The organism is Mycobacterium sp. P7213 (assembly GCF_900604305.1).
GTDB lineage: Bacteria > Actinomycetota > Actinomycetes > Mycobacteriales > Mycobacteriaceae > Mycobacterium.
In genome coordinates, this window is sequence record NZ_UWOA01000061.1 from 1 (window position 1) to 24,647 (window position 24,647).

Annotated in this window: 22 protein-coding genes and 1 other RNA gene; 12 read left to right on the plus strand and 11 right to left on the minus strand. The window is 68.4% G+C overall.

Translation table 11 applies throughout. The features are described from left to right. From sucB to EJK91_RS18985, 5 genes are all read left to right on the plus strand, one after another. On the plus strand, window positions 1-1,115 hold a 1,115-nt coding region (gene sucB / locus EJK91_RS18965; RefSeq protein ID WP_125079686.1), incomplete at its 5' end, for a 2-oxoglutarate dehydrogenase, E2 component, dihydrolipoamide succinyltransferase. Between the two features lie 42 nt (window positions 1,116-1,157). Then, a complete protein-coding gene (locus EJK91_RS18970) occupies window positions 1,158-2,066 on the plus strand; it encodes a TIGR01777 family oxidoreductase (RefSeq protein ID WP_024440536.1) in 909 nt (302 codons plus the stop codon). A 27-nt stretch (window positions 2,067-2,093) separates the two neighbouring features. Continuing rightward, window positions 2,094-2,789 (plus strand): lipoyl(octanoyl) transferase LipB, encoded by a 696-nt coding sequence (lipB, locus tag EJK91_RS18975; protein ID WP_046301454.1) that lies wholly within the window; start codon window positions 2,094-2,096, stop codon window positions 2,787-2,789. Continuing rightward, window positions 2,786-3,742, plus strand: coding sequence for a lipoyl synthase (locus tag EJK91_RS18980; RefSeq protein ID WP_024440538.1), 957 nt, complete (start codon window positions 2,786-2,788; stop codon window positions 3,740-3,742). The genes lipB and EJK91_RS18980 overlap by 4 nt, the downstream gene beginning before the upstream one ends. Window positions 3,743-3,789: 47 nt before the next feature. Beyond that, on the plus strand, window positions 3,790-4,542 hold the full coding sequence (locus tag EJK91_RS18985) for a DUF4191 domain-containing protein (RefSeq protein WP_024440539.1): 753 nt from the start codon (window positions 3,790-3,792) through the stop codon (window positions 4,540-4,542). A 34-nt stretch (window positions 4,543-4,576) separates the two neighbouring features. Here EJK91_RS18985 and EJK91_RS18990 read toward each other — a convergent pair whose 3' ends face one another. Continuing rightward, on the minus strand, window positions 4,577-5,047 hold the full coding sequence (locus tag EJK91_RS18990) for an RDD family protein (protein WP_024440540.1): 471 nt from the start codon (window positions 5,045-5,047) through the stop codon (window positions 4,577-4,579). A 123-nt stretch (window positions 5,048-5,170) separates the two neighbouring features. Between EJK91_RS18990 and glnA (EJK91_RS18995) the strand changes: the two genes are divergently transcribed. Further along, window positions 5,171-6,607 carry a type I glutamate--ammonia ligase gene (gene glnA, locus EJK91_RS18995; protein WP_125079687.1) on the plus strand — a complete coding sequence of 479 codons (1,437 nt, stop codon included), beginning with the start codon at window positions 5,171-5,173 and terminating at the stop codon, window positions 6,605-6,607. Window positions 6,608-7,135: 528 nt separating this feature from the next. After that, window positions 7,136-8,533: a PE-PPE domain-containing protein gene (locus tag EJK91_RS19000; protein ID WP_125079688.1), complete on the plus strand. Its 1,398-nt coding sequence runs from the start codon at window positions 7,136-7,138 to the stop codon at window positions 8,531-8,533. 13 nt (window positions 8,534-8,546) lie between these two features. Here EJK91_RS19000 and EJK91_RS19005 read toward each other — a convergent pair whose 3' ends face one another. The 4 genes from EJK91_RS19005 to EJK91_RS19020 are packed head-to-tail and all read right to left on the minus strand — an operon-like array spanning window position 8,547 to window position 15,154. Beyond that, entirely contained in the window at window positions 8,547-9,194 is a 648-nt protein-coding gene (locus tag EJK91_RS19005; RefSeq protein ID WP_046299903.1) for a PaaI family thioesterase, read from the minus strand. Window positions 9,195-9,207: 13 nt separating this feature from the next. Next, a complete protein-coding gene (locus tag EJK91_RS19010) occupies window positions 9,208-12,234 on the minus strand; it encodes a bifunctional [glutamine synthetase] adenylyltransferase/[glutamine synthetase]-adenylyl-L-tyrosine phosphorylase (protein WP_024440543.1) in 3,027 nt (1,008 codons plus the stop codon). Between the two features lie 17 nt (window positions 12,235-12,251). Continuing rightward, window positions 12,252-13,592 (minus strand): type I glutamate--ammonia ligase, encoded by a 1,341-nt coding sequence (glnA, locus tag EJK91_RS19015; protein WP_046299905.1) that lies wholly within the window; start codon window positions 13,590-13,592, stop codon window positions 12,252-12,254. Window positions 13,593-13,612: 20 nt separating this feature from the next. After that, entirely contained in the window at window positions 13,613-15,154 is a 1,542-nt protein-coding gene (locus EJK91_RS19020) for an alpha/beta hydrolase (protein ID WP_046299906.1), read from the minus strand. Between the two features lie 193 nt (window positions 15,155-15,347). Here EJK91_RS19020 and panB point away from each other — a divergent pair, with 193 nt between their 5' ends. Together panB and EJK91_RS19030 are read left to right on the plus strand one after the other, a co-directional pair. After that, entirely contained in the window at window positions 15,348-16,187 is an 840-nt protein-coding gene (panB, locus tag EJK91_RS19025; RefSeq protein WP_125079689.1) for a 3-methyl-2-oxobutanoate hydroxymethyltransferase, read from the plus strand. Between the two features lie 99 nt (window positions 16,188-16,286). Beyond that, window positions 16,287-17,690 carry a CYTH and CHAD domain-containing protein gene (locus EJK91_RS19030; RefSeq protein WP_125079690.1) on the plus strand — a complete coding sequence of 468 codons (1,404 nt, stop codon included), beginning with the start codon at window positions 16,287-16,289 and terminating at the stop codon, window positions 17,688-17,690. A gap of 1 nt (window position 17,691) precedes the next feature. Here the strand turns inward: EJK91_RS19030 and rnpB are convergent. After that, window positions 17,692-18,080, minus strand: an RNA gene (gene rnpB / locus EJK91_RS19035) — RNase P RNA component class A. A gap of 79 nt (window positions 18,081-18,159) precedes the next feature. On the opposite strand from rnpB, the gene EJK91_RS19040 reads away from it, so the two are divergent. After that, on the plus strand, window positions 18,160-18,873 hold the full coding sequence (locus tag EJK91_RS19040; protein ID WP_024440548.1) for a 2OG-Fe(II) oxygenase: 714 nt from the start codon (window positions 18,160-18,162) through the stop codon (window positions 18,871-18,873). A 24-nt stretch (window positions 18,874-18,897) separates the two neighbouring features. Here EJK91_RS19040 and EJK91_RS19045 read toward each other — a convergent pair whose 3' ends face one another. Together EJK91_RS19045 and EJK91_RS19050 are read right to left on the minus strand one after the other, a co-directional pair. Further along, window positions 18,898-19,539: a class I SAM-dependent methyltransferase gene (locus EJK91_RS19045; protein ID WP_125079691.1), complete on the minus strand. Its 642-nt coding sequence runs from the start codon at window positions 19,537-19,539 to the stop codon at window positions 18,898-18,900. After that, on the minus strand, window positions 19,536-20,495 hold the full coding sequence (locus EJK91_RS19050; RefSeq protein WP_024440550.1) for an NAD(P)/FAD-dependent oxidoreductase: 960 nt from the start codon (window positions 20,493-20,495) through the stop codon (window positions 19,536-19,538). The genes EJK91_RS19045 and EJK91_RS19050 overlap by 4 nt, the downstream gene beginning before the upstream one ends. 48 nt (window positions 20,496-20,543) lie before the next feature. Between EJK91_RS19050 and EJK91_RS19055 the strand changes: the two genes are divergently transcribed. Then, window positions 20,544-21,119: a helix-turn-helix domain-containing protein gene (locus EJK91_RS19055; protein ID WP_024440551.1), complete on the plus strand. Its 576-nt coding sequence runs from the start codon at window positions 20,544-20,546 to the stop codon at window positions 21,117-21,119. Between the two features lie 15 nt (window positions 21,120-21,134). Here EJK91_RS19055 and EJK91_RS19060 read toward each other — a convergent pair whose 3' ends face one another. The 3 genes from EJK91_RS19060 to EJK91_RS19070 are packed head-to-tail and all read right to left on the minus strand — an operon-like array spanning window position 21,135 to window position 24,119. After that, window positions 21,135-22,229 (minus strand): bifunctional RNase H/acid phosphatase, encoded by a 1,095-nt coding sequence (locus EJK91_RS19060; protein WP_125079692.1) that lies wholly within the window; start codon window positions 22,227-22,229, stop codon window positions 21,135-21,137. Between the two features lie 25 nt (window positions 22,230-22,254). After that, entirely contained in the window at window positions 22,255-22,989 is a 735-nt protein-coding gene (locus EJK91_RS19065) for a zinc ribbon domain-containing protein (protein ID WP_046299912.1), read from the minus strand. Beyond that, window positions 22,986-24,119: a Nif3-like dinuclear metal center hexameric protein gene (locus EJK91_RS19070; RefSeq protein WP_125079693.1), complete on the minus strand. Its 1,134-nt coding sequence runs from the start codon at window positions 24,117-24,119 to the stop codon at window positions 22,986-22,988. Before EJK91_RS19070 ends, EJK91_RS19065 begins: the two co-directional genes overlap by 4 nt. 61 nt (window positions 24,120-24,180) lie before the next feature. Here EJK91_RS19070 and EJK91_RS19075 point away from each other — a divergent pair. Further along, the coding region (locus EJK91_RS19075; protein ID WP_241178749.1) for an HAD hydrolase-like protein at window positions 24,181-24,647 on the plus strand (467 nt) is incomplete at its 3' end.

Sequence of the window (24,647 nt, forward strand, 5' to 3'; positions counted from 1 at the left end):
CCCCCGCACCGGCGGCTCCCGCACCCGAGCCGGCAGCGCCCGCACCCGAGCCCGAGCCTGCTCCCGCGGCCCCCGAACCCGCCGCGCAGGCCAAGCCCGAGCCCACCCCGGCGCCGGTACCCGAGACCACGCCCGCACCGGCACAGCCCGCCGCTGCCGAGGCCCCGGCCGGCGACGCCGCACGGTATGTGACGCCGTTGGTGCGCAAGCTCGCCGCCGACAACAACGTCGACCTGGGCCAGGTCACGGGCACCGGGGTCGGCGGAAGAATCCGCAAGCAGGACGTCCTGGCCTTCGCCGAGCAGCAGAAGGCGCCCGCCGCCCCGGCCGCTCCGGCCGCCCCGGCCGCTCCGCGCCCGGCTGCCGCGGCACCCGCCTCGGCGCTGGCACACCTGCGTGGCACCACTGCCAAGGCCAACCGGATCCGTCAGATCACCGCCAAGAAGACCCGCGAATCCCTGCAGGCCACTGCGCAGCTCACCCAGACCCACGAGGTCGATATGACCAAGATCGTGGCGCTGCGGGCCAGGGCGAAGGCGGACTTCGCTGAGCGCGAGGGGGTCAACCTGACCTACCTGCCGTTCATCGCCCGCGCCGTGATCGACGCCCTCAAGGCCCATCCGAACGTCAACGCCAGCTACAACGAAGACGCCGGGGAGATCACCTACTACGACGCCGAGCATCTCGGCTTCGCGGTGGACACCGAGCAGGGACTGTTGTCCCCGGTGATCCACAACGCCGGTGATCTCTCGCTGGCCGGACTCGCGCGGGCGATCTCCGACATCGCCGCCCGGGCACGCTCGGGCAACCTCAAGCCCGACGAGCTGTCCGGGGGCACGTTCACGATCACCAACATCGGCAGTCAGGGCGCACTGTTCGACACCCCGATCCTCGTTCCGCCGCAAGCCGCCATGCTGGGCACCGGCGCCATCGTCAAACGGCCACGGGTCATCGTCGATGAGGCCGGCAACGAGTCGATCGGCGTGCGTTCGGTCTCCTACCTGCCGCTGACCTACGACCACCGTTTGATCGACGGTGCCGACGCGGGGCGGTTCGTCACCACGATCAAGAACCGACTCGAAGAAGGCGCGTTCGAGGCGGACCTGGGTCTCTAACAGCGCCTGGGGCATTCCAAAGAGCTGCAAGAGGATTCAGCTGTGAGCAACCCCATCGTCGCGATCGCCGGCTCGTCCGGGCTGATCGGCTCGGCTCTGGTGTCGGCGTTGCGCGCCGACAATCACCAGGTGTTGCGGATCGTGCGGCGGGCACCGGCCAATGCCGGCGAGCTGCAGTGGGATCCCGACGCCGGTCAGATCGACGTGGGCGCGCTGGCCGGAGTCGACGCCGTGGTCAATCTGTGCGGCGTCGGCGTCGGCAACCGCCGCTGGTCGGGAGCATTCAAGCAGAGTCTGCGCGACAGCCGGATCGCCCCGACCGAGGTGTTGTCGACCGCAGTGGCCGAGGCCGGCGTACCGGTGCTGGTCAATGCCAGCGGGGTCGGCTATTACGGCGACACCGGCAACCGCACCGTCGACGAGTCCGCCTCGGCTGGAACCGATTTCCTGGCCCAGCTCGCCGAGGACTGGGAAGGTGCAACCGCGTCGGCCCAAGCCTCGGGCGCCCGGGTGGTACTGGCCCGCACCGGCATCGTGCTGTCGCGATCAGGCGGCGCGTTGGGCCGGCTGCGCCCGCTGTTCTCCCTCGGACTCGGCGCCCGGATCGGCAATGGCCGCCAGTACATGTCGTGGATCAGCATGGAAGACGAGGTGCGGGCACTGCTGTTCGCGATCTCGCATGACACGCTGTCGGGACCGGTGAATCTGACCGGTCCGGCACCGGTGACCAACGCCGAGTTCACCGCGGCACTCGGACGGGCCGTTAACCGCCCGACCCCGATGTTGCTCCCGGCTTTCGCGGTCCGTGCCGGGCTCGGCGAGTTCGCCGACAGCCTCCTGACCGGCCAGCGCGCCATTCCCGCCAAGTTGGAGCAGGCCGGTTTCCGGTTTGCCCATCACACCGTCGGCGAGGCCCTGGCCTACGCCACCTCCCGGCCGACCCCGCTGTAGAAGCCCGGCGCCGAGTAGCCTGCGAACATGGTGTCCATCCGCTCCAGCGCCGCGCCGATCGAGGTGCGCCAGCTGGGCACCGTCGACTACGGCGAAGCCTGGCGACTACAACGCGAGCTGGCCGACGCCAGGTCGGCCGGTGGTCCCGACACTCTGCTGCTGCTGGAGCATCCCCCGGTCTATACCGCCGGACGCCGCACCGAGCCGCAGGAACGCCCGATGGACGGCACCCCGGTGGTCGACACCGACCGGGGCGGCAAGATCACCTGGCACGGTCCCGGCCAGCTCGTGGGCTACCCGGTGATCGGCCTCGCCGAACCTTTGGACGTGGTGAATTACGTTCGACGCCTTGAAGAGTCACTCATCGAGGTGTGTAACACATTGGGTCTCAATACGGTTCGGATAGACGGCAGGTCCGGGGTGTGGCTGCCGCAGGGCGGCGGCCGGCCCGCCCGCAAGGTCGCCGCGATCGGCGTCCGAGTGGCCCGCGCCACCACATTGCATGGGTTCGCGCTCAATTGTGATTGTGATCTCAGTGCGTTCGGCTCGATTGTGCCGTGCGGGATCACCGACGCGGGTGTGACATCACTCTCGGCCGAGCTGGGCTTTGTGACCGGCGTCGAGGATGTTCGCCAAGCCGTGGCCAGAGCGGTCGTCGATGCGCTCGACGGCGTGCTGCCGGTGCGCGAGCATTCCGGTCCGCGCGTAACATCGAACAGGTGAGTGCCGCCCCGGAAGGCCGTAGGTTAAGCCGTGCCGAAGCACGCAACGCCGAAACTCCGATCGAACGCAAGCCCCCGTGGATCAAGACCCGCGCCCGAATGGGTCCGAGCTACACCCAGCTCAAGGTTCTGGTCAAGCAGGAAAAGCTCCACACGGTGTGCGAGGAGGCGGGCTGCCCCAACATCTACGAGTGTTGGGAAGACCGGGAGGCCACCTTTCTGATCGGCGGCGAGGTCTGCACCCGCAACTGTTCGTTCTGTCTCATCAAGTCGGGTAAGCCGCCCGAGCTGGACCGCGACGAGCCGCGCCGGGTGGCCGAGAGCGTGCAGTCCATGGGGCTGCGGTATTCGACGGTCACCGGTGTCGCCCGCGACGATCTGCCCGATCAGGGATCCTGGCTCTACGCCGAGACGGTGCGTGCCATCAAGGCCCTCAACCCGTCAACCGGTGTCGAGCTGTTGATCCCCGACTTCGGCGGACGGCCCGACCTCTTGAGCGAAGTATTCGAATCCCGCCCGGAAGTGCTGGCGCACAACGTCGAAACCGTTCCGCGCATCTTCAGACTGATCCGGCCCGGCTTCAGCTACGAGCGCAGCCTTGACGTGCTGACCCAGGCCCGTGATGCCGGGTTGGTGGCCAAGAGCAATCTCATTCTGGGCATGGGCGAGACCCCCGAAGAGATCCGCGCGGCACTGGCCGACCTGTACGACGCCGGCGCCGAGCTGGTCACCATCACCCAGTACCTGCGCCCCACCGAGCGGCACCATCCGATCGACCGATGGGTCAAGCCCGAGGAGTTCGTCGAGCACGCCCGCTATGCCGAGGAGCTGGGCTTCGCCGGAGTGATGTCCGGGCCGCTGGTGCGCTCGTCGTATCGGGCCGGGCGGCTCTACCAGCAGGCGCTGGAAAACCGGGCCCGCCGCCAACAGGCCCCCGCCGTCGCCCCCGGCTGACTGACGCCCCGGCCGGCGGTAAGCCCCGCTGGGTATCCTTGGTGACTATGCCCAGACCGCGCACCACCACCGAGAACAAGGCTGCCCGGGCGGAAGCGAAAGCCACCCGCAAGGCCGCCAGCAAGCAGCGCCGCACCCAGCTGTGGCAGGCCTTCCAGCTGCAGCGCAAAGAGGACAAGCGGCTGGTGCCCTACATGGCCGGCGCCTTCGTGCTGGTCGCCGGGGTCACGACGGCGCTGGCGCTCAACGGCGGCACGTTCGCCAAGGTGACGACGATCCCGCTCGGCCTGGTGCTCGGCGCCCTGGTGGCGTTCATCATCTTCGGCCGGCGCGCGCAACGGTCGGTCTACCTCAAGGCCGAGGGTCAGGCCGGGGCTGCGGCGTGGGCGCTGGACAATCTGCGTGGTAAGTGGCGGGTGACCCCGGGGGTGTCGGCCACCGGCCAGCTCGACGCCGTGCATCGAGTGATCGGGCGGCCGGGCATCATCTTCGTCGCCGAGGGGTCGCCCTCCCGGCTCAAGCCGCTGCTGGCTCAGGAGAAGAAGCGCACCGCCCGGCTCGTCGGCGACGTACCGATCTATGACGTGGTGGTGGGCAGCGGCGACGGCGAGGTTCCGCTAGCCAAGCTGGAGCGTTACCTGACCAAGCTGCCGGCCAACATCACCACCAAGCAGATGGAATCGCTGGAGTCGCGGCTGGCCGCGCTGGGTTCGCGTACCGGAACCGCGGCCATGCCCAAGGGCCCGCTGCCCGGCGGCGCGAAGGTGCGTGGCGTCCAGCGCGCGGTGCGCCGGCGCTAGTCGAATCAGATCGTTGACCCTGCGCTGACCCGGCTCAGCGGCTGCGCACCACGGCGGTTGCGGTGGCCCGGTCCTGCAGGCCACGGCCGTCGGCGTCGGCAAACAATGCCGGGACCACCAGCGCGATCAACAATCCGCGGATCACGGCGCGGCCGACGCCCACGCCCAAGCCGGGGCCGTCGACGGGGACCACCCGCAGCCCGCAGGCGTACTGGCCGGGAGTGAAGCCGAAGAGTCGCACCGCGGCCACCCCGAGGACCAGCCAGATCCCCAGCACCACCGTGGCCAGGTATTCCGGCGTCACCACGCCCGCTGCCACGCCCAGCCCGGCCAATCCGTAGCCCACCATCCAATCGAGGGCCAGGGCTGCCATGCGGCGCCCCATCGGAGCCAGGGAGCCCGGGCCGCTGGGCGGCAGACCCAAACCCTGCCCGGGGGCGCTGTCGGAGTGACTGGGTCCGGCGGACTCCGGCCCGGACAGCCACGAGGAGAACGTGCGGCTCATGGCCCCTACGATAGGCGGGCGGCGAATCCGACCCGGCGTCGCAGGGTCCGGCCGTGGTTGCGTAACGTCAAGATCGGCAACCTCAGGGTCCGACCGGGGCTACCAGCGGAGGAGAACAGTTCTGTGACCGACAAGACGGCCGACGACATTCTCAAGCTCGTCGCCGACGAGAACGTGGAGTACATCGACATCCAGTTCTGCGACTTGCCCGGTCAGATGCAACATCTGTCGATCCCGGCGTCCACGCTGGACGCGAGCGTGTTCGAAGACGGGCTGGCCTTCGACGGATCCTCGATCCGCGGCTTCCAGTCGATCCACGAGTCCGACATGATGCTGCTGCCCGACTTCTCCACCGCCCAGATCGATCCGTTCCGGGCCGCAAAGACGTTGAACCTCAACTTCTTCGTCCACGACCCGTTCACCCGCGAGCCCTACTCCCGCGACCCGCGCAACATCGCCCGCAAAGCCGAGAACTACCTCACCAGCACCGGTATCGCCGACACCGCCTACTTCGGCGCCGAAGCCGAGTTCTACATCTTCGACTCGGTGCGATTCGACTCGCAGATGAACGGCACCTTCTACGAGGTCGACTCGGATTCGGGCTGGTGGAACACCGGCTCGCCGACCGAGGCCGACGGACGGGCCAACCGCGGATACAAGACCCGCCCCAAGGGCGGCTACTTCCCCGTCGCCCCCAACGACCAGTACGTCGACCTTCGCGACACCATGACCACCAACCTGGCCAACGCCGGCTTCACCTTGGAGCGCGGCCACCACGAATGCGGCTCCGGCGGGCAGGCGGAGATCAACTACAAGTTCAACACCCTGCTGCACGCCGCCGACGACGTCATGCTGTTCAAATACATCATCAAGAACACCGCCTGGGCTAACGGCAAGACCGTCACGTTCATGCCCAAGCCCCTGTTCGGCGACAACGGCTCCGGCATGCATGTTCACCTGTCGCTGTGGAAGGCCGGCCAGCCACTGTTCTATGACGAGGCCGGCTACGCCGGACTGTCGGACATTGCCCGGCACTGCATCGGCGGCATCTTGCACCACGCGCCCTCCCTGCTGGCGTTCACCAACCCCACCATCAACTCCTTCAAGCGACTGGTGCCGCACTACGAGGCGCCGATCAACCTGGTCTACAGCCAGCGCAACCGCTCAGCCTGTGTACGCATCCCGATCACCGGCACCAATCCGAAGGCCAAGCGGCTGGAGTTCCGCTGCCCCGACTCCTCCAGCAACCCCTACCTGGCGTTCGCAGCCATGCTGATGGCCGGCATCGACGGCATCAAGAACAAGATCGAACCGGCCGCACCGGTGGACAAGGACCTCTACGAACTGCCGCCGGACGAGGCTGCCAACATCCCGCAGGCCCCCACCACGCTGGCCGAGGTGATGGACAACCTCGAGGCCGACCACGAATACCTCACCGAAGGCGGCGTGTTCACCCCGGACCTCATTGAGAACTGGATCCGCTACAAGCGCGACCACGAGATCACCCCGATCAGCGTGCGGCCGCACCCGTACGAGTTCGCGCTGTACTACGACTGCTGAGTCGGGCTGGCTGGCCTGACTGGCTATCCGCACGACCACACCGACCACCACCGGACGCCTCGGCTGGACCTACGGCACCACCCCACCACAGGTCAACCACGCCCACCACCGGAGAAGAACTCCTCAAAGGCGATCCCGACCCACCCAACAACGAGCACGCCTGACCGCGAATTACCCGCGCAATTCTGTGTATTTGCCGGGAGTTGGAGAAGGCGCACTAGCCTGCCCCGAAAGAGCCGGGACAGCATGGATGCCGATTGCGTCGATTGCCGAAAGCTGCTCACGGACAGGGGATTTGATTCCCACACCGCGCACCCCGCAGGGTCACCAGCCGACCCACCGCGACCCCGCCGATTCCGCCACAGACCTTTGCCGGGGCGGGTCTACCCGCCAAGAGAGATGCGCCGGTAACGGCCGTTACCAACCACCAAAACATGTGATTGAACTTAGAACTGATCCGTTGTAATTTATCGCGAGATCAGTAATCTTCCACCGAAACGGGCCTGATTTCCATGAAAGGAACCGCCCATGGTTGACCGTAGATTGCTCCCGCTGGCCCTCGCGCCGCTGCTGATCGCCAGTCCCGCCCTACCCGCGAGTGTGGCGGCCCAAGGACTCAAGTCGGTCTCCGCACAGGTGGTCCTGCTCGGCACCGAGGCGTGGGGCATGGGCGGCAGTGGTATGCCGATCCCCAGCCAAGCAGTCATCGACGCCGTCACCTCGCGCTACCTCACGCCCTCCCCGCCGATCTTCCCCGGCCAGCCGATCTTCCCGTTCGACTCGGTTCATCCCCTCTTCACCCCGGAGGGCCTGTATCCGATCACCGGTACCAAGTCTCTGGTACTCGACCAGTCCCTGGCACAGGGTGTGCAAATCTTGGACGCCACCATCAAGGAGCGGCTCGCCTTGGGCCACGACCTCGTCGTGGTCGGCGCCTCGCAGAGCGCAACGCTGGCCGGACTGGAGATGCGCAATCTGCTGGCGCTGCCGGCTGATCAGATCCCGACGTCCGATCAGCTCTCGTTCGTGCTGTTGGTCGATCCCAGCAACCCCAACGGAGGTCTGCTCTCCCGCTTCGGAGACCCGAGCCTGCCGCCGTTGACCGTTCCCAGCATGGGCGTGACGTTCAGCGGGGCTACCCCGTCGGAAACCCCGTGGGACACCGCTATGTACAACATGGAATACGACGGCTTCTCGGACTTCCCGCGTTACCCGCTCAACTTCCTGTCCGTTCTCAACGCGGTCATGGGGATCGCTTTCGTGCACAGCACCATCCCCAATCTGTCCGACGAGCAGATCGCCCAGGCCGTCCTGATGCCGGTGTCGGACGGCTACGGCGGCAACACCGATTACTTCATGATCCCCACCGAGAATCTGCCGTTGCTGGAGCCGCTGCGTTTCCTGCCGATCCTGGGCGACCCGCTGGCCGATCTGCTGCAGCCGGCGCTACGCGTGTTGGTCAACCTGGGCTACGGCAACATCGAACACGGCTGGGACCCGGGTCCGGCCGACCTGTCGACACCATTCGGGGTGTTCCCGGACCTCGATCTGGGCGAGGTCCTCACGGCGCTGGGTGACGGGGTTCAGCAGGGCTGGCAGGACTTCATCAGCGGTCTTGGCTCGCTACCGAGCCTGCCCGAAGCCTTGGCAAGCAGCGCGGATGCCCTCGGCGGCTTCGCCGATGTGGTCAACGACTTCTCCGCGGCCCTGGCACGGGGCTATGCGGCCCTGCTGCCGATCGCCGATCTGGTCAATGCCCTGCTGACCACACTTCCGGCCTACAACGTCAGCCTGTTCGCGCAGGAGATCGCCTCTGGCGACTTACTCGATGCCCTGATGATGCCGCTCGCCGCTGACGTCGGCTTGATCACCACCGGACTCGGAATCGGCGCCTTGAGCCTGGCGTCGGCGTTTATCTCCTTCTGACCGCCGTCGCGGGTCACTCGACTCCGTCGCGGGCCCAGGACGGTGTGATGAAGACCCCGTCGGCCTCCACGGTGATCCCGTTGGCGTCCGAGATGTAGCCGCGGGCATAGGTTTTCACGCCTTCCCTGCGGTAGATGGAGGCTTCGGCGTGCAACGGCCCCAGGGGCGTTCCGCGCAGATACTTCACCGTGATCGTGCCGGTGTAGCGCGGCTTGGTCAGGCCATCGCTGGCCGCCTCACCGAGCACATGGTCGAGGACCAGCGCGCTCACCCCGCCGTGGACCAGCGACGGCGGGCCCTCGTAGGCGGTTCCCAGGTGAAAGTCGCTCCAGCAGTGGCCGTTCTCCCCGTGCTGGATCACCAGCGGCGGAGCGATCGGGTTACGCAGGCCCACCACGGCATTGCCCCACGCCAGCGGCCGCCCCTCGACGACATAGCGCAGTCCCGGTGACTCGCTGAGGGTTCCGCCGCGCAGCTGCTCGGTCAGCTGCTGCACCTGGGCGGTCACCTCACGGGTCGTCGCGTCGTCGGCCTGGGTGCGGATCGTGGCGTCAATCAGGTCCCGGACCGCCTGGGCCAGCGGTCCGTAGCGCTGCGACAGCTGATCGCTCTCGTCGACGCTGATCGTCGGCACGTTCGAGTGAGCCCTGAAATCCACCACGCCAGACCCTCCTTCAGTCTCCGAACACCTTGCGCGCGACGACCTTCGCGCGCCGTGTCACCCGGAGGTAGTTGTCCAAGAACTCACCGCCGTCGCCGCCGGGCCAGCCAGCGGCCACCGCCACCGCGTTCAGCGCGCGGCCCGGCCCGGGCAGTTGGTCGGTCGGTTTGCCACGGACCAGCACCAGCGCGTTGCGAGCACGGGTGGCGGTCAGCCAGGCCTGCCGGAGCCGGTCCACCTCGTCCTCTTCGAGCAGCCCGGCAGCGGCGATGGCATCCAGGGTTTCCAGCGTAGAGGTGTTGTGCAGCGCCGGAACACGGTGGGCGTGGCGCAACTGCAGCAGCTGCACGGTCCACTCGACGTCGGCCAGACCGCCCCGACCCAGTTTGGTGTGCGTATTGGGGTCGGCGCCGCGCGGCAGTCGTTCGGCGTCGACACGCGCCTTGACCCGTCGAATCTCCCGCACCGCGTCGGTGGACACGCCCCCGGGCGGATAGCGGGTGGCGTCGACCATCCGCAGGAACCGGTCACCCAGCTCCGCGTCACCGGCGACGCAGTGCGCCCGCAGCAGCGCCTGGATCTCCCACGGCTGCGCCCACTGGTCGTAGTAGGCCGCGTAGGAGGCCAGCGTGCGCACCGGCGGCCCATTGCGGCCCTCCGGGCGCAGATTGATGTCGACCTGCAGTGGCGGATCGGCGCTGACGGTGCCCAGCAGCGCCCGGACCTGCTCGGCGATCGACGTGGCCCACCGCACCGCGTCGGCGTCACTCACGCCCGGCACGTTCTCGTTGGCCTCGCAGACGAACATGACGTCGGCATCCGAGCCGTAGCCCAGTTCGCGCCCGCCGAGTCGGCCCATCCCGATCACCGCGATCTTCGCCGGTGCCTGCTGCGCGTCTGTGTCGGGCGAGCCGGACAGGTTGACCCGGATGATCGCGTCCAAAGCGGCCTGCAACACCGCTACCCACACCGCGGTCAGTGCCCGACAGACATCGATGACGTCCAGCATGCCCAGCAGGTCCGCCGAGGCGATGCGGGCCAGTTCGTGGCGCCGCAGACTGCGGGCCGACGCGATCGCGCGCACCGGGTCGGGGTAGCGGCCGGCCGAGGCGATCAGCGCCCGCGACACCGCGTCCGAGTCGGTGTCGAGCAGCTTGGGGCCGGTCGGTCCGTCGCCGTAGGCCTGAATGACGTCGGGTGAGCGCATCAACAGTTCCGGGATGTAGGCCGAGGTGCCCAGCACCCGCATCAGCCGCTTGGCCACCGCGCTGCTGTCGCGCAGGGTGCTCAGATACCAGCGCTGCTGCGCCATCGCCTCGCTGAGCCGCCGGTAGGCCAACAGTCCCGCGTCGGGGTTGGGCGTGTCCGACAGCCAATACAGCAGGGTGGGCAGCAGCACCGCCTGGACCCGACCCCGGCGACCACTCTCGTTGGTCAGCGCACCCAGGTGGGTCAGTGCGTTGTGCGGCGCCTCGTAACCGAGTGCCGCCAGCTGCCGTTCCGCGGCACCGGGAGTCAGTCCACCAGCCAGCTCCAGTCCCGCTGGGCCGACAGCCTCCAGCAATGGCTGGTAGAAGAGCTTGGCGTGTAGCCGCGACACCCGCCGGTTCTGGGCCTTGAGTTCTGCACGAAGGACGCCCAGGGCATCGTGACGGCCGTCCGGGCGGACATGGGCGGAGCGGGCCAGCCAGCGCAGCGCCTCGTCGTCGTCGGGCGGCGGGAGCATGTGGGTGCGCTTGAGCCGCTGCAGCTGCAGGCGGTGTTCCAGGAGTCGCAGGAACTCATAGGAGGCGGTGAGGTCGGCGGAATCCTCCCGGCCGATGTAGCCGCCGGCACCCAAGGCCGCCAGCGCATCGACCGTGGAGGCCACATGCAATGACTCATCACTGCGGCCGTGCACCAGCTGCAGCAGCTGCACGGCGAACTCCACATCGCGCAGTCCCCCGGAGCCCAGCTTGATCTCGCGGGTCCGGATCTCGGCGGGCACCAGCTGCGCCACCCGGCGGCGCATCGCCTGCACGTCGGTGACGAAATCCTCACGCTCGCATGCGGTCCAGACCATCGGCAGCAACGCGTCGATGTAGGCCCGGCCCAATTCGGCGTCGCCGACCGCCGCGCGCGCCTTGAGCAGCGCTTGGAACTCCCAGGTCTTGGCCCACCGTTGGTAGTAGACGACGTGCGATTCCAGGGTTCGCACCAGCGCGCCGTGCCGGCCCTCGGGCCGCAGGCCGGCGTCCACTTCGAAGAACGCCTCCCCGGCCACCCGCATCAACTCACCGGCGACTCGCGTGCTCACCGCGTCGGCTTCTTCGGCGACGAAGATGACGTCCACGTCGCTGACGTAATTCAACTCCCGCGCACCGCATTTGCCCATGGCGATGACGGCGATCCGCGGCACGTCGGCACCGGCATCGGGGCCGCAGATCTGCAGTTCGGCCACCTGCAGCGCGGCCGCCAACGCGGCGTCGGCCAGGTCGGCCAGATGCTCGCCGACCGGCACGAAGGGTAGGACGGGCAGGTTCTCGACGGTGGGCGCCAGGTCTATCGACGCCAACACCAGCATCCGGTCGCGATACAGCGACCGCAGCCGGTCGATGTAAGTGCCGTCCGTGGTTGCCGCAACGCAGTCGGTGAACATCGCGCGCAGTTCGGCCGCTGACGGCAGCGTGATCGTGTAGTCGTCGGAGTCGACCGGGCTGGCCAGCAACTTCCAGGTCTCGGGATGGGTGATCAGGTGATCCCCCAGCGTCAGTGAGGATCCCAGTACCGCGAACAGCCGCCCGCGAAGTCCCCGATCGGTCATGAGCGCTGCGCTCAGTTCGGCCCAGTCGATGCCCGGTGCTTCGGACAACCGGACCAGGGTGCGCAGCGCGACATCGGCGTCGGGAGCGCGCGACAGCGCCCAGAGCACGTCAACGTGCGGTTGGGTGTATGCGCTGTACCAACCCAGTGCGGTCAGGTCGGCTGCGGCGTACCGGTCGACCAGACCGAGGCGCCCGACGCTGGGCAGCTTGCGGCGCTGAGCTCCGGGATAGGCCATGAGGCTTTGGGAGGCTGCTACAGCGACAGGTAGTTCTGCAGCTCGTAGGGGGTCACGTGGCTGCGGTAGTTCGCCCACTCCTGACGCTTGTTACGCAGGAAGAAATCGAAGACCTGCTCCCCCAACGCTTCCGCGACCAGCTCGGAGTTCTCCATCTCGCTCAGCGCGCGCTCCAGGGTGCCGGGCAGTTCCTTGTAGCCCATCGCCCGGCGCTCCTCGGGAGTCAGCGCCCAGACGTTGTCCTCGGCTTCGGGACCGAGCTCGTAACCCTGCTCCACCCCACGCAGGCCGGCGGCCAACAGCACCGCGAAGGCCAGGTAGGGGTTGCATGCCGAGTCCGGGCTGCGTACCTCGATGCGCCGCGACGACGTCTTGTGCGGGCTGTACATCGGGACCCGCACCAGGGCCGAGCGGTTGGAGGCGCCCCACGACGCCGCGGTGGGTGCTTCCCCACCGTGGATCAGGCGCTTGTAGGAGTTCACCCACTGATTGGTGACGGCGCTGATCTCGTTGGCGTGCTCGAGAATCCCGGCGATGAACGACTTGGCGGTGGCCGACAGCTGCAGCGGGTCGTCCGGGCTGTGGAAGGCGTTGACTTCGCCCTCGAACAGACTCATATGGGTGTGCATGGCCGAACCTGCGTGCTCGCGGAACGGCTTGGGCATGAACGACGCCCGGACGCCTTCCTTGAGCGCGATCTCCTTGATCAGGTAGCGGAACGTCATCACGTTGTCGGCCATCGACAGCGCGTCGGCGTAGCGCAGGTCGATCTCCTGCTGCCCCGGAGCGTTCTCGTGATGGCTGTACTCCACCGAGATGCCCATCGACTCCAGCGCATCGATCGCGTGTCGGCGGAAGTTGGCGGCCGAACCGTGGATCGACTGGTCGAAGTAGCCGGCGTCGTCGGCCGGAACCGGGGTGCTGCCGTCGTAGGGGCCGGGCTCCAGCAGGAAGAACTCGATCTCGGGGTGCACGTAGCAGGCGAAACCCAGCTCCCCGGCCTTGGCCAGCTGCCGGCGCAACACATGCCGCGACGACGCCCAGGCCGGCGAACCGTCGGGCATGGTGATGTCACAGAACATCCGCGCCGAGTACTGCCGGCCGGTGTCAGACACCCATGGCAGCAGCTGGAAGGTCGACGGATCCGGGTGGGCGACCATGTCGGATTCGAAGACCCGGGCGAAGCCCTCGATCGCCGAGCCGTCGAAGCCAACGCCTTCGTCGAAGGCGCCCTCGAGCTCTGCCGGGGCGATCGCGACTGATTTCAGATAACCGAGTACATCGGTGAACCAGAGCCGGACGAAACGGATGTCGCGTTCCTCCAGCGTGCGGAGCACAAACTCCTTCTGACGGTCCATACCGCGAAGCGTATCAGCGCTCAGCACTTCGCATCGGTTGGCGGCAACGTGCCGTCGACCAAGTACCGCGCGGCGAACCGATCCACGCATTCGTTGCCCTGGAATACGACCGTGTGCTGGGTTCCGTTGAACGTCAGCAGACCCCCGCCCAGCTGCTTGGCCAGGTCCACACCGGCTTGGTACGGAGTGGCCGGGTCACGGGTCGTGGAGACCACCATCGTCGGCGGCAGGTCCGGCACCGAGAGGGTATGCGGCTCGGAGGTCGGGGGCACTGGCCAGAAGGCGCAGGTGCCCAGCGGGGCGTCGCCGGTGAACTTCCCGTAGCTCATGAATGGCGCCACCTCGCGGGAACGCCGGTCTTCGTCAATTACCTTGGCGCGGTCGGTGATCGGCGGCTGGTCGACGCAGTTGACCGCGACCCGGGCATCCGTGGCGTTGGTGTAGTGACCGTTGGCGTCGCGGCGCATGTACAGGTCGGCCAGGCTCAGCATGATGTCGCCCCGGCCGCCGGCCAGATCGGACAGGCCGTCGTTGAGGTGCGTCCAGAACGTCGGCGAATACAGCGCCATGATGGTGCCGACGATCGCGTCGCTGTAGCTCAGACCGCGCGGGTCCTTGGTCTTGGCGGGCTTGTCCACCAGCGGGTCGACCAGACTGTGGTAGACGTCGACGGCTTTGGCCGGGTCGGTGCCCAGCGGGCAGTCATCCTCTTTGGCGCAGTCGGCGGCGAAGTCGTCGAACGCGCCCTGGAAGGCCTCCGCCTGGCGCAGGTCCTCTTCGATCGGGTCGGCATTGGGGTCCACCGCGCCGTCCAGAATCATCGCGCGCACGTTCTGGGGGTAGGCCTCGGCGTAGGCGGCGCCGATCCGGGTGCCGTAGGAATAGCCGAGGTAGGTCAGCTTGTCATCACCCAATCCGGCGCGGATCGCGTCGAGGTCGCGGGCGACGTTGACGGTACCGACGTTGGCCAGGAATTCCTTACCGGTCTTGTCCAGGCAGCGTTCGACGTATTCCTTGGTCTCGTTCTCGATGCGCGCCACACCCTCGGGGCTGTAGTCGACCTGGTTCAGCGCCCGCAGCCGGTCGTTCTCCTTATCGGAGTTGCACCACACCGCCGGCCGTGATGACGCCACCCCGCGCGGGTCGAACCCGACCAGATCGAATTGCTCACGGACCTGACGCGGCAGCGAGCCGACCAAGCCCACCGCGGTTTCGATTCCGGACTCCCCCGGCCCGCCCGGGTTGATCACCAGCGAGCCGATCTTGTCCTTGGTGGCCGGGAATCGGATCATGGCCAGCCGGGCGACGGCGCCCTGCGGCTTGGAGTAGTCCACCGGAACACCGATGAACCCGCACTGGGCGTCGGCGGGCACTTTGATGTTGGTATCGGCGGTGAACCGGCACTTGTCCCACTGGACCGGTTGACCGACTCGCGGCACGGCCAACAGCGCGTGGCCCGGGACCATTCGGGTGCAGCTGCCGACGGTGAATGCCACCATCGCTATCGCGAAGCAGGTCAGGGCGGTGCGCGTCATCCCATTGCGGCGCGTCGGCGAGCTCATGACACCACATGGTGCCATGCACGCCGGTGCAAGCCCGGCCACCTGCTGCGCTGCGCGTGTGGCGGTGTGAGGAAATCCACTGCAGCGGGAGGTTCAGCTGTGCGGCCACAGATGGCACACTGGGCATGTCAGACGACCCGGGGACCCGAGTTATGGGCTTCGAGGATCGACCCGAACAATTCGAGGGACAACGATGTCTGAGCACGTTTATGGCTCTTCGCCTGATCCTGTCCGCGTCGCACCCAAGACCCGCGTTCATCATCTGCTGCAGATGAAAAACGAGGGCCGCAAATGGGGGATGCTGACCGCCTACGACTACTCCTCGGCTCGCGTCTTCGACGATGCCGGCATCCCGGTGCTGCTGGTCGGCGACTCGGCGGCCAATGTGGTCTACGGCTACGACAGCACGGTTCCGGTCACCATCGACGAGCTGATCCCGCTGGTGCGCGCGGTGGTGCGCGGTGCCCCGCATGCGCTGGTGGTCGCCGACCTGCCGTTCGGCTCCTACGAAGGCGGGCCGGCGGCGGCATTGGCCACCGCTACCCGGTTCATGAAGGAGGGTGGCGCGCACGCGGTCAAGCTGGAGGGCGGCGAGCGGGTGGCCGACCAGATCGCCACGCTGTCCGCGGCCGGCATCCCGGTGATGGCGCACATCGGGTTCACCCCGCAGAGCGTCAACACCCTGGGCGGTTTCCGGGTGCAGGGGCGCGGTGACGCTGCCGAGCAGACCGTTCACGACGCGATCGCGGTGGCCGAAGCAGGTGCGTTCGCGGTGGTGATGGAGATGGTGCCCGCCGAGCTGGCCACCCAGATCACCGGCAAGCTGACCATTCCCACCATCGGGATCGGCGCCGGGCCCAACTGCGACGCCCAGGTTCTGGTGTGGCAGGACATGGCCGGGATGACCACCGGCAAGACCGCCCGATTCGTCAAGCGCTTCGGCGACGTGGGCGGCGAGTTGCGCCGTGCCGCAGAGCAGTACGCCGCCGAGGTGGCAGCGGGCACTTTCCCGGCCGAGGAGCACTGCTTCTAGAACGCCATGTTCATGCGGCGGTTCCAGCGTCGCCTCGCCTCCGGCGAGCCTCGCTAAACCGCCGTGTCCGGGCGGTCCGGATGTGACAGGCTGAATGCCGTGTCTGCAACCGACCCGAGCACCTCTCGGTTTCGCGAGGTGGAACGCAAGTTCGACGTTGACGCAGCGGCGATCTCGCCGTCCTTCGACGGCATCGCCGGGGTCGCCCACGTTGAGCAGGTGCCGGCGCAGGATCTTGCGGCCGTCTACTTCGATACCCCCGGGCACGACCTGGCGGCCCGGCGGATCACGTTGCGCCGGCGTACCGGCGGTCCCGACGCCGGCTGGCACCTGAAACTTCCTGCCGGGCCCGACACCCGCACCGAGGTGCGCGCGCCCCTGGGCTCGGAGGTTCCGGACGAACTGCTCGACGTGGTGCGGGCGATCGTGCGCGATCGGCCGCTGGCGCCCGTGGCCCAAATCCGTACCGCCCGCGGCGTGGTGGTGCTGCGCGACGATCACGGTGAGGTGCTGGCCGAGTTCTGCGACGACCAGGTCACCGCGTCGGCCGGCGATGACGGCGAACAGCACTGGCGGGAATGGGAACTGGAACTGGGCAGCGGGGACCTCAAGCTGCTGGACCGGCTGAGTAACCGGCTGCGCGACACCGGAGCCAGGCCGGCCGGCTACGGCTCCAAACTGGCCAGGGTGCTCGGCGCGCCGGCGGTGCCCGCGCACCCGACCGACCGTCTGCATCGGGCGCTGGCCGAGCAGATCGAGCAGTTGCTGGTGTGGGATCGCGCAGTGCGCGCCGACGCCGACGACTCCATTCATCAGATGCGGGTGACGATCCGGCGGATCCGCAGCCTGTTGCAGGGCGAGGAGGCTGCCCACGCGCCGCTGCTCGATGAACTGCAGGAACTGGGATCGGTCCTCGGTGTCGCCCGCGACGCGGAGGTCCTGGCCCAGCGCTATCAGCAGGCACTCGATGAGCTGACGCCGGAGCTGGTCCGCGGGCCGGTGGGCGAACGGCTGGTCGGCGGTTCGCTGCGCCGCTACCAGACGGGACGACGCCGCAGCCTGGCCGCGCTGCGCTCCCCGCGGTATTTCCGGCTGCTCGACGGCCTCGACGATCTGGTCAGCGCGCCGGCCGCCGAGCGGTACGCCACGGTAGACGTCGCCTACCGGCGGCTGCGCAAGGCGGTGAAGGCTGCCAAGAAGGCCGCCGACCGCGACGCGGCACTGCACCGGATCCGCAAGGCCGCCAAGCGACTGCGCTACGCCGCCGCGGCAGCGAATAAGAAGAAGATCGCCAAGCGGGCGAAGACGATTCAGAGCGTGCTCGGCGACCACCAGGACAGCGTGGTCAGCCGGAAAAATCTGCTGCAACAGGCCGATGCCGCGGCGGCTGCCGGCGAGAACACCTTCACTTACGGACTGCTGTATGCCCGCGAGGCAGACCTTGCCGCGCGGAGTCGGGCGGCGTTGCGGCCCGCGCTGCGCAAGCTGAAGCGGGCGATGTAGGCGGACGAGTTGGCCTGTAAGCCGGATTCTGTCCCGCACCGCCGAAGCGATGCGGCGGCGACCATCCATCTGGGCACACCGTCGCCGGGTACCTCAAGCGGCCTACCCGCAGATTCGGGCGAGCAGCCCTCAAACACCTGCGCGACCGCACCGAAATGCGGCCTTCTTGGCCTTGCTTCGGGTGGGGTTTACCGAGCCGTCCCGGTCACCCGGAACGCTGGTGCGCTCTTACCGCACCGTTTCACCCTTACCACCTTGCGGTGGCGGTCTGGTTTCTGTGGCACTGTCCCGCGAGTCACCTCGGATTGCTGTTAGCAATCACCCTGCTCTGTGAAGTCCGGACTTTCCTCGACCCGCTTTTACGCGTGCCGCGGCCGCCCGGCCAACTCGTCCGCGCTGATCACCGTACCGGCAAGCCTGGGCGCAGACCAGCCGGCATCACCCCGCACGGCTGGCGCACACTCTAGGGATGACGACACGCTGGGAGCGGCGGGTGGGTGCCGGCGACTGGGACGCCGTGGCCGCCGAGCTCGACGAGTGCGGCGGCGCGCTGCTGCCCCGGCTGCTGACGGTCACCGAGGCCGCGCGGTTGCGGCGTTGCTACGCCGACGACGAGCGCTTCCGCGCCACCGTCGACATGCAGCGTCATCGCTACGGGTCCGGGCAGTACCGGTATTTCGCGGCACCGGCACCTGCACCCGTCGATGCGCTGAAGCGGGCCCTGTATCCGCATCTGGTGCCGATCGCCCGGGACTGGGCTACCCGGCTGGGCCGCGCGACGCCGTGGCCTGACGATTTCGACGAGTGGCTGGAGCAGTGCCACCGTGCCGGCCAGACCAAACCGACCGCCCTGATGTTGCACTACGGCCCGGGTGACTGGAATGCCCTGCACCGGGACCTCTACGGCGAGTTGGTGTTTCCGCTACAGGTGGTGATCAACCTCAGCGATCCGGCCGCCGACTACACCGGGGGTGAGTTCCTGCTGGTCGAGCAGCGCCCGCGTGCGCAGTCTCGCGGCGTGGCCGTGCAGTTGCCGCAGGGGCACGGCTACGTGTTCACCACCCGCGATCGGCCGGTGCGCTCCACCCGCGGCTGGTCCACGGCGCCGGTGCGCCACGGCGTCTCGCCGATCCGCTCCGGTGAGCGCTACACACTGGGGCTGATCTTTCACGACGCCGCTTGAGAGACGCCGCTTGAAAGACGCCGCTTAACGCGTGGGACCGGTGCGCCGCAGCATGATCACGTTGTCGGTCAGCACGCCGGTCTGGCCGTCGGGTCCGACCGCGTCGCGCTCGGCAGTCCCGAGCCGCAGCAGCTCCCACCGCGCGTCATCGAGTCGAAGCCCGGCCAGTACCTCTTCGGCCGTGGCGAAGTAATGCTCGTGCACGTGCTGGCCGGCCCACGGCGGCGCGGCGGCATGGTCCACTATCAGTAGTCGCCCGCCCACCGCCACGGCGTCAGCCGCCCGGCGCAGCACTGCTTCGCGTTCCAGTGGCACCGGCGAGTGCAGGAACTGCGCCGACACCAGGTCGAATCGGCCGGCGGGGAAGCTGGTGGACAGGTCGTGGCGCTCGAAGCGGATGCGCGAGATCACCTGGCGCTCTTGAGCAGCGGCGCAGGCCCGTTCCAGCGCGTTGGCCGAGACATCGACCGCCACCACCTGCCAGCCGTCTTCGGCCAGCCAGATCGCGTCGGCGCCCTCACCGCAGCCCAGATCCAGTGCCCGGCCCGGCGCCAGATCCGCGGTGATCTCGGCGAGCTGGACGTTGACCCGTCCGCTCCACACCGGATCATTGCCACCGTAGAACTCGTCCCAGAATTCGCGCGGTTCGCGCACGGCGTCGGTCATCGGTCTGTGTTCCTTCCGTTCATGACTGGCGGCAACGGCAATCCGTAGTCGTCGGCGGCCAGGCTCTGCACCACCGCCGCCGCGGCGCGGGAGCCCGCCGCGATCGCAGCGGCCACCTGTGGCATCTCCCCCGCCAGATCCCCCGCGGCGAACACCCCGGGAATCGAGGTGCGGCACAACGGATCGACACCGACCGGGTCATGCGCCACGGGACCAGGCTCCGCGACTGCCACACCGAGGCGCTCAGCCAGCTGATCGCGCTGCCGCAGGGCCGCCGCGACCAGAAGTCCGCGCCTGGGCAACCGATCACCGTCAGCGAACACCACCGCCGACAGCTCACCGTCCTGAGCGTCCAGCGCTGCCACCGGCCGCTCGTCGACCCGGACGCCGGCTTTGGCCAGTCGGGTGCGCTCGTCCGCGTCGAGCTCGGTCGGACCGTTCGTGAGAACCACGATGTCGTCGCTCCAGCACCGCAGCAGCAGCGCTAAGTGAACGGCCCGGGCACCGTCGGCCAGCACCGCCAACGGAAGATCCCGCACTTCCCAGCCGTGGCAGAACGGGCAGTGAAACACCGAACGGCCCCAGAGCTGCGCGATGCCGGGGAGATCCGGTGGCAGGTAGGCCATTCCGGTGGCCAGCAGCACACGGCGTGTTCGTTCTAGGCGACCGCCGAGTAGTCGCACCAGGAACTCGCCATCGACGCTTTCGATGTCTACCACTTCACCGGCGCGGATCTGCACACCGTAGGAGGCGAGTTCGTCGCGGCCGAGCCGATAGAGCTCGACCGGCGGGCGGCCGTCATGGCCCAGCAGGCCGCCGATTCCGTGCGCGCTGCGGTTGCTCTGCTGGCCCGCGTCGATCAGCAGGGTATTACGCCGGGCGCGGCCCAACACCAGACCGGCGCTGAGTCCGGCCGCGCCGCCGCCCACCACGATGCAATCCCAGATTTCGCTCATGCTTCCGAGCTTGCAGGCCCACGTCAGGGACTGGCAAGCTAATTTGCTATGCAGGCAAATGCTGAGGAGAGCGGCGTAGACCTACGGGTGCGGCGTCGGCTGCGTGAGCTGCGCACCCAGCAGGGGCTGACCCTCGAGGGCGTGGCGACGCGCGCCGGTATCGACGTCTCGACATTGAGCAGGCTGGAATCGGGCAAGCGACGCCTGGCATTGGACCATCTGCCCCGGCTGGCCGAGGCACTGTCGGTCAGCACCGACGAGTTGCTGCGCGCGCCGCAGCACCAGGACCCGCGGGTGCGTGGTACCTCGCACAGCCACAACGGCATCACCTATTGGCCGCTGACCCGGCACGGCCCGGCCGGGGGTTTGCACGCCTTCAAGATCCGGGTCGGCATGCGCCGCCGACGGCCCACCGAATTGCCGGTGCACGAAGGCCACGAGTGGCTGTACATGTTGTCCGGCCGCATCCGGTTGGTGCTGGGCGACGACGATTTCCTGATCGGGCCCGGTGAGGCGGTCGAGTTCTCGACCTGGACACCGCATTGGTTCGGCGCCGTCGACGGTCCAGCCGAGGCCATCGTGATCTTCGGAACCCACGGCGAGCGCGTGCACCTGCACGGCTGACGGGCGGGCCGGCGGCTACAGGTAGGCCGTCTGATTCACCAGCCGCACCGACGCGGGTCCGTCACGAAAGAACTCGGCGATGCTCAGCGATGCCAGGTCCAGGTGCAGCCGGTACAAGATCGCTGGGCCGGCATCGAGCGCCAGACGCAGCACCGTCTTGATCGGTGTCACGTGTGACACCACCAGCACGGTGGTGCCGGCATGGTCGGCGACGATTCGGTCGCGCGCGGCCTGCACCCGCTGCTGTACGGCGTCGAAGCTCTCCCCGCCGGGGGGCTGGGTAGCGGTGTCCTTGAGCCAGCGCCGGTGCAGTTCGGGGTCGCGTTCGGCGGCCTCGGCGAAGGTCAGCCCCTCCCAGGCACCGAAGTCGGTTTCGGTCAGGTCCTCATCGATGGTCACGTCCAACCGCAGCAGTCGCGCCGCCGCCTCGGCGGTGTCGCGGCAGCGTTGCAGCGGCGAGCTGATGACCGCGGCGATGCCGCCGTGCTGGGCCAGGTAGCGCGCGGCCGCATCGGCCTGTTGCCGGCCGGTGTCGGTCAGCGGCGGGTTGCCGCGTCCGGAGTAGCGCCGATTCACCGACAGTTCGGTCTGCCCGTGCCGCAGCAACAGCAGCCGAGTCGCGGTGCCCGTCGCGCCGGTCCAGCCGGGAGCTGTCGGGGCAGGCGCGGGCGCCGTCGCCACCGGCTTCGGTGCCGGGCTGTCGATTCCGGCAGCGGCATCCATGGCCTCGTTGGCCAGCCGGTCAGCATGGGAGTTCTTCTCCCGCGGAATCCAGGTGTAGCGGACATGGTCGAACTTCGACGCCAGCTCGCGGGCCTGCCGATGCAGCGTGATCAGGTCCGGATTTTTGACCTTCCACCGGCCGGCCATCTGTTCGACCACCAGCTTGGAGTCCATGAACACCCCGACCTCGGCGGCGCCCAGCCGGGCCGCCTCGGTCAACCCCGCGACCAGGCCCCGGTATTCGGCAACGTTGTTGGTGGCAACACCGATGGACTCGTTGGCCTCGGCGAGCAGCGAGGAGCGATCGGCCGACCACACCACCGCCCCGTAGCCGGCCGGGCCCGGATTCCCGCGCGACCCACCGTCGGCTTCAACTACGACTTTCATCCCCCCACCTTCACCGGCCAGCGCGCTAACCGAAGTCTTTGACCCGCAGCAGGATCGCGCTGCACTCGGGGCACCGCAACACCTCCTCGGGGGCCGCTGCGGAGATCCGGGCCAGCTCACCGCGGTCGATCTCGATCCGGCAGGCGCCGCACTGTCCCCCGCGCAACGGTCCGGCACCGACCCCACCGGACGCCCGCTGCCGTTCATAGAGTGCCAACAACTCGGCGTCAATCGTGGCGGCCAACTCGTCGCGGGTGGCCGCGCGCTGCCCACTGGTGGTCTCGATCTCGGCCAGCGCGGTGTCCACCGCCTCCTGTAACCGGGCCAGATCAGCGGCCAGGCCTTCGATCACTGCCGCTTCCGCGTTCGTCTGGGTCTGCAGTTGCTCACGCTGCTCCATCAACTCCAGCAGCGAGTCCTCCAAGCTGGACTGGCGCTTCTGCAGTGTCTCGAGCTCATGCTGCAGGTCGACCACCTGCTTGGGGCTGGCCTGCCCGGAGTCCAGCAGGGCGCGGTCGCGGTCCTCGCGCTGGCGCACCGCGTCGATCTCCGACTCGAAACGACCGGCTTGGGCGTCCAAGTCCTCCAGGGCCAACTCCAGCGCGGCTAGCCGGTCGGCGGCCGCGGTGTGCTCGGCCTGGAGACGCTCGCGGTCCTGCTGCTCGGGAAGATTCTTGGCGCGGTGCGCGTTCCGGGCCAGCTCGGCATCCAGCTCCAACAATTCCAGCAACGAACGTTGTTGAGCTACAGCAGCCTTCATGACCGGTCTCCTTCATGCGCGAGATTCCAGGGGTCGGTGCGCAGCGTGCTGACACGCACCGGCAGCGTCGCACCGAAATGGGAGCGGAGTATATCGGCCGCCTGCGCGCACCACGGGTATTCACTGGCCCAGTGGGCCACGTCGACCAGCGCCATCGCAGACCGTCGGGAATGCTCGTCAGCCGGATGGTGACGCAGGTCGGCGGTGACGTACACCTGAGCGTCGGCGGCGGCCGCCGCATCGAGCAGGGAATCGCCGGCGCCGCCGCAGACCGCCACCCGCGAGACCCGCAAGTCAGGGTCTCCCGAGGCGCGCACACCCCAGGAGGTGGCCGGCAGCCCCGCAGCGACGCGGGCGACGAACGCGCTCAACGGCTCCGGGGTCGCCAGGCTACCCACCCGGCCGATCCCGACTCCGGCGGGCAGCGGCTGCACCGTAAAGATGTCGAACGCCGGTTCTTCGTAGGGATGGGCAGCCAGCAGCGCCGCGTGAATCGCCCCACGGGCCCGCGCCGGCGCCACCACTTCGATCCGGTCCTCGGGAACGCGCTCGACCTCACCCACTCGTCCGATCGACGGCGTCGCGCCGTCGCCGGGCAGGAACTGGCCGGTGCCCGGCACACTCCAACTGCACTGCGCGTAGTCACCGATATGACCCGCGCCGGCCGCGAACACCGCAGCGCGGACCGCCTCGGCGTGCTCTGCGGGGGCGTAGATCACCCATTTGTCGGTGTCGGGTTTGCCGGCGGCCGGGTCGAGCACGGACTCCACCGTCAGCCCGAGTGCCGCTGCCAGCGCGTCGGAGACCCCGGGCGCGGCGGCGTCGGCATTGGTGTGAGCGGTGAACAGCGCCCGACCGGTCCGGATCAACCGGTGGATCAGCGAGCCCTTGGGGGTGCTGGCCGCCACGGTGTCCACCCCGCGCAGCAGCAGCGGATGGTGGGCCAGCAGCAGACCGCCGTCGGGCACCTCGTCGACCACCGCCGAGGTGGCGTCGACCGCGATCGTCACCGAACTCACCGGGTCGCCGGGGTCACCGCAGACCAGCCCGACCGAGTCCCAGGAGTGGGCCAGCCCGGGCGGGTAGGCCGCATCCAGTACGTCAATGACGTCAGCCAACCGCGCGGTCACACTGCAAGACAGTAGTGCGCCACCCGGCGAGCTCTCCGCGCACGTCGGGGACAATGGGACCGTGACGCGCACGAGCACCGCCGCCGCCGAATTGGTCATCTTCGACCTCGACGGCACCTTGACCGACTCCGCGGCCGGGATCGTCGCCAGCTTCCGGCACGCGCTGGAGCACATCGGTGCGCCGATTCCCGAGGGGGATCTGGCTGCGCGGCTGGTCGGGCCGCCGATGCACCACACGCTGGCCGCGATGGGCCTCGGCGAGCACACCGAAGCCGCGGTCGCCGCCTACCGCGCCGACTACACCAGCCGCGGATGGCAGATGAACACCATGTTCGACGGCATCGCCGCGCTGCTGCGCGACCTGCGGGCCGCCGGGGTTCGGCTGGCCGTGGCCACCTCCAAGGTGGAGCCGACCGCGCGCAAGATCCTCGCGCATTTCGGGCTCGACGGCTATTTCGAGGTGGTCGCCGGCGCCAGTGTCGACGGCTCCCGGGCCGCGAAGTCCGACGTGGTAGCCCACGCGCTAGC

Bases quoted from the DNA above. Each gene is read 5' to 3' on its own strand.
- lipB (WP_046301454.1), top strand. From the start codon at position 2,094: ATGGTGTCCATCCGCTCCAGCGCCGCGCCGATCGAGGTGCGCCAGCTG.
- EJK91_RS18985 (WP_024440539.1), top strand. From the start codon at position 3,790: ATGCCCAGACCGCGCACCACCACCGAGAACAAGGCTGCCCGGGCGGAA.
- EJK91_RS18990 (WP_024440540.1), bottom strand. From the start codon at position 5,047: ATGAGCCGCACGTTCTCCTCGTGGCTGTCCGGGCCGGAGTCCGCCGGA.
- EJK91_RS19000 (WP_125079688.1), top strand. From the start codon at position 7,136: ATGGTTGACCGTAGATTGCTCCCGCTGGCCCTCGCGCCGCTGCTGATC.
- EJK91_RS19010 (WP_024440543.1), bottom strand. From the start codon at position 12,234: ATGGCCTATCCCGGAGCTCAGCGCCGCAAGCTGCCCAGCGTCGGGCGC.
- glnA (WP_046299905.1), bottom strand. From the start codon at position 13,592: ATGGACCGTCAGAAGGAGTTTGTGCTCCGCACGCTGGAGGAACGCGAC.
- EJK91_RS19020 (WP_046299906.1), bottom strand. From the start codon at position 15,154: ATGAGCTCGCCGACGCGCCGCAATGGGATGACGCGCACCGCCCTGACC.
- panB (WP_125079689.1), top strand. From the start codon at position 15,348: ATGTCTGAGCACGTTTATGGCTCTTCGCCTGATCCTGTCCGCGTCGCA.
- EJK91_RS19040 (WP_024440548.1), top strand. From the start codon at position 18,160: ATGACGACACGCTGGGAGCGGCGGGTGGGTGCCGGCGACTGGGACGCC.
- EJK91_RS19045 (WP_125079691.1), bottom strand. From the start codon at position 19,539: ATGACCGACGCCGTGCGCGAACCGCGCGAATTCTGGGACGAGTTCTAC.
- EJK91_RS19050 (WP_024440550.1), bottom strand. From the start codon at position 20,495: ATGAGCGAAATCTGGGATTGCATCGTGGTGGGCGGCGGCGCGGCCGGA.
- EJK91_RS19055 (WP_024440551.1), top strand. From the start codon at position 20,544: ATGCAGGCAAATGCTGAGGAGAGCGGCGTAGACCTACGGGTGCGGCGT.
- EJK91_RS19060 (WP_125079692.1), bottom strand. From the start codon at position 22,229: ATGAAAGTCGTAGTTGAAGCCGACGGTGGGTCGCGCGGGAATCCGGGC.
- EJK91_RS19065 (WP_046299912.1), bottom strand. From the start codon at position 22,989: ATGAAGGCTGCTGTAGCTCAACAACGTTCGTTGCTGGAATTGTTGGAG.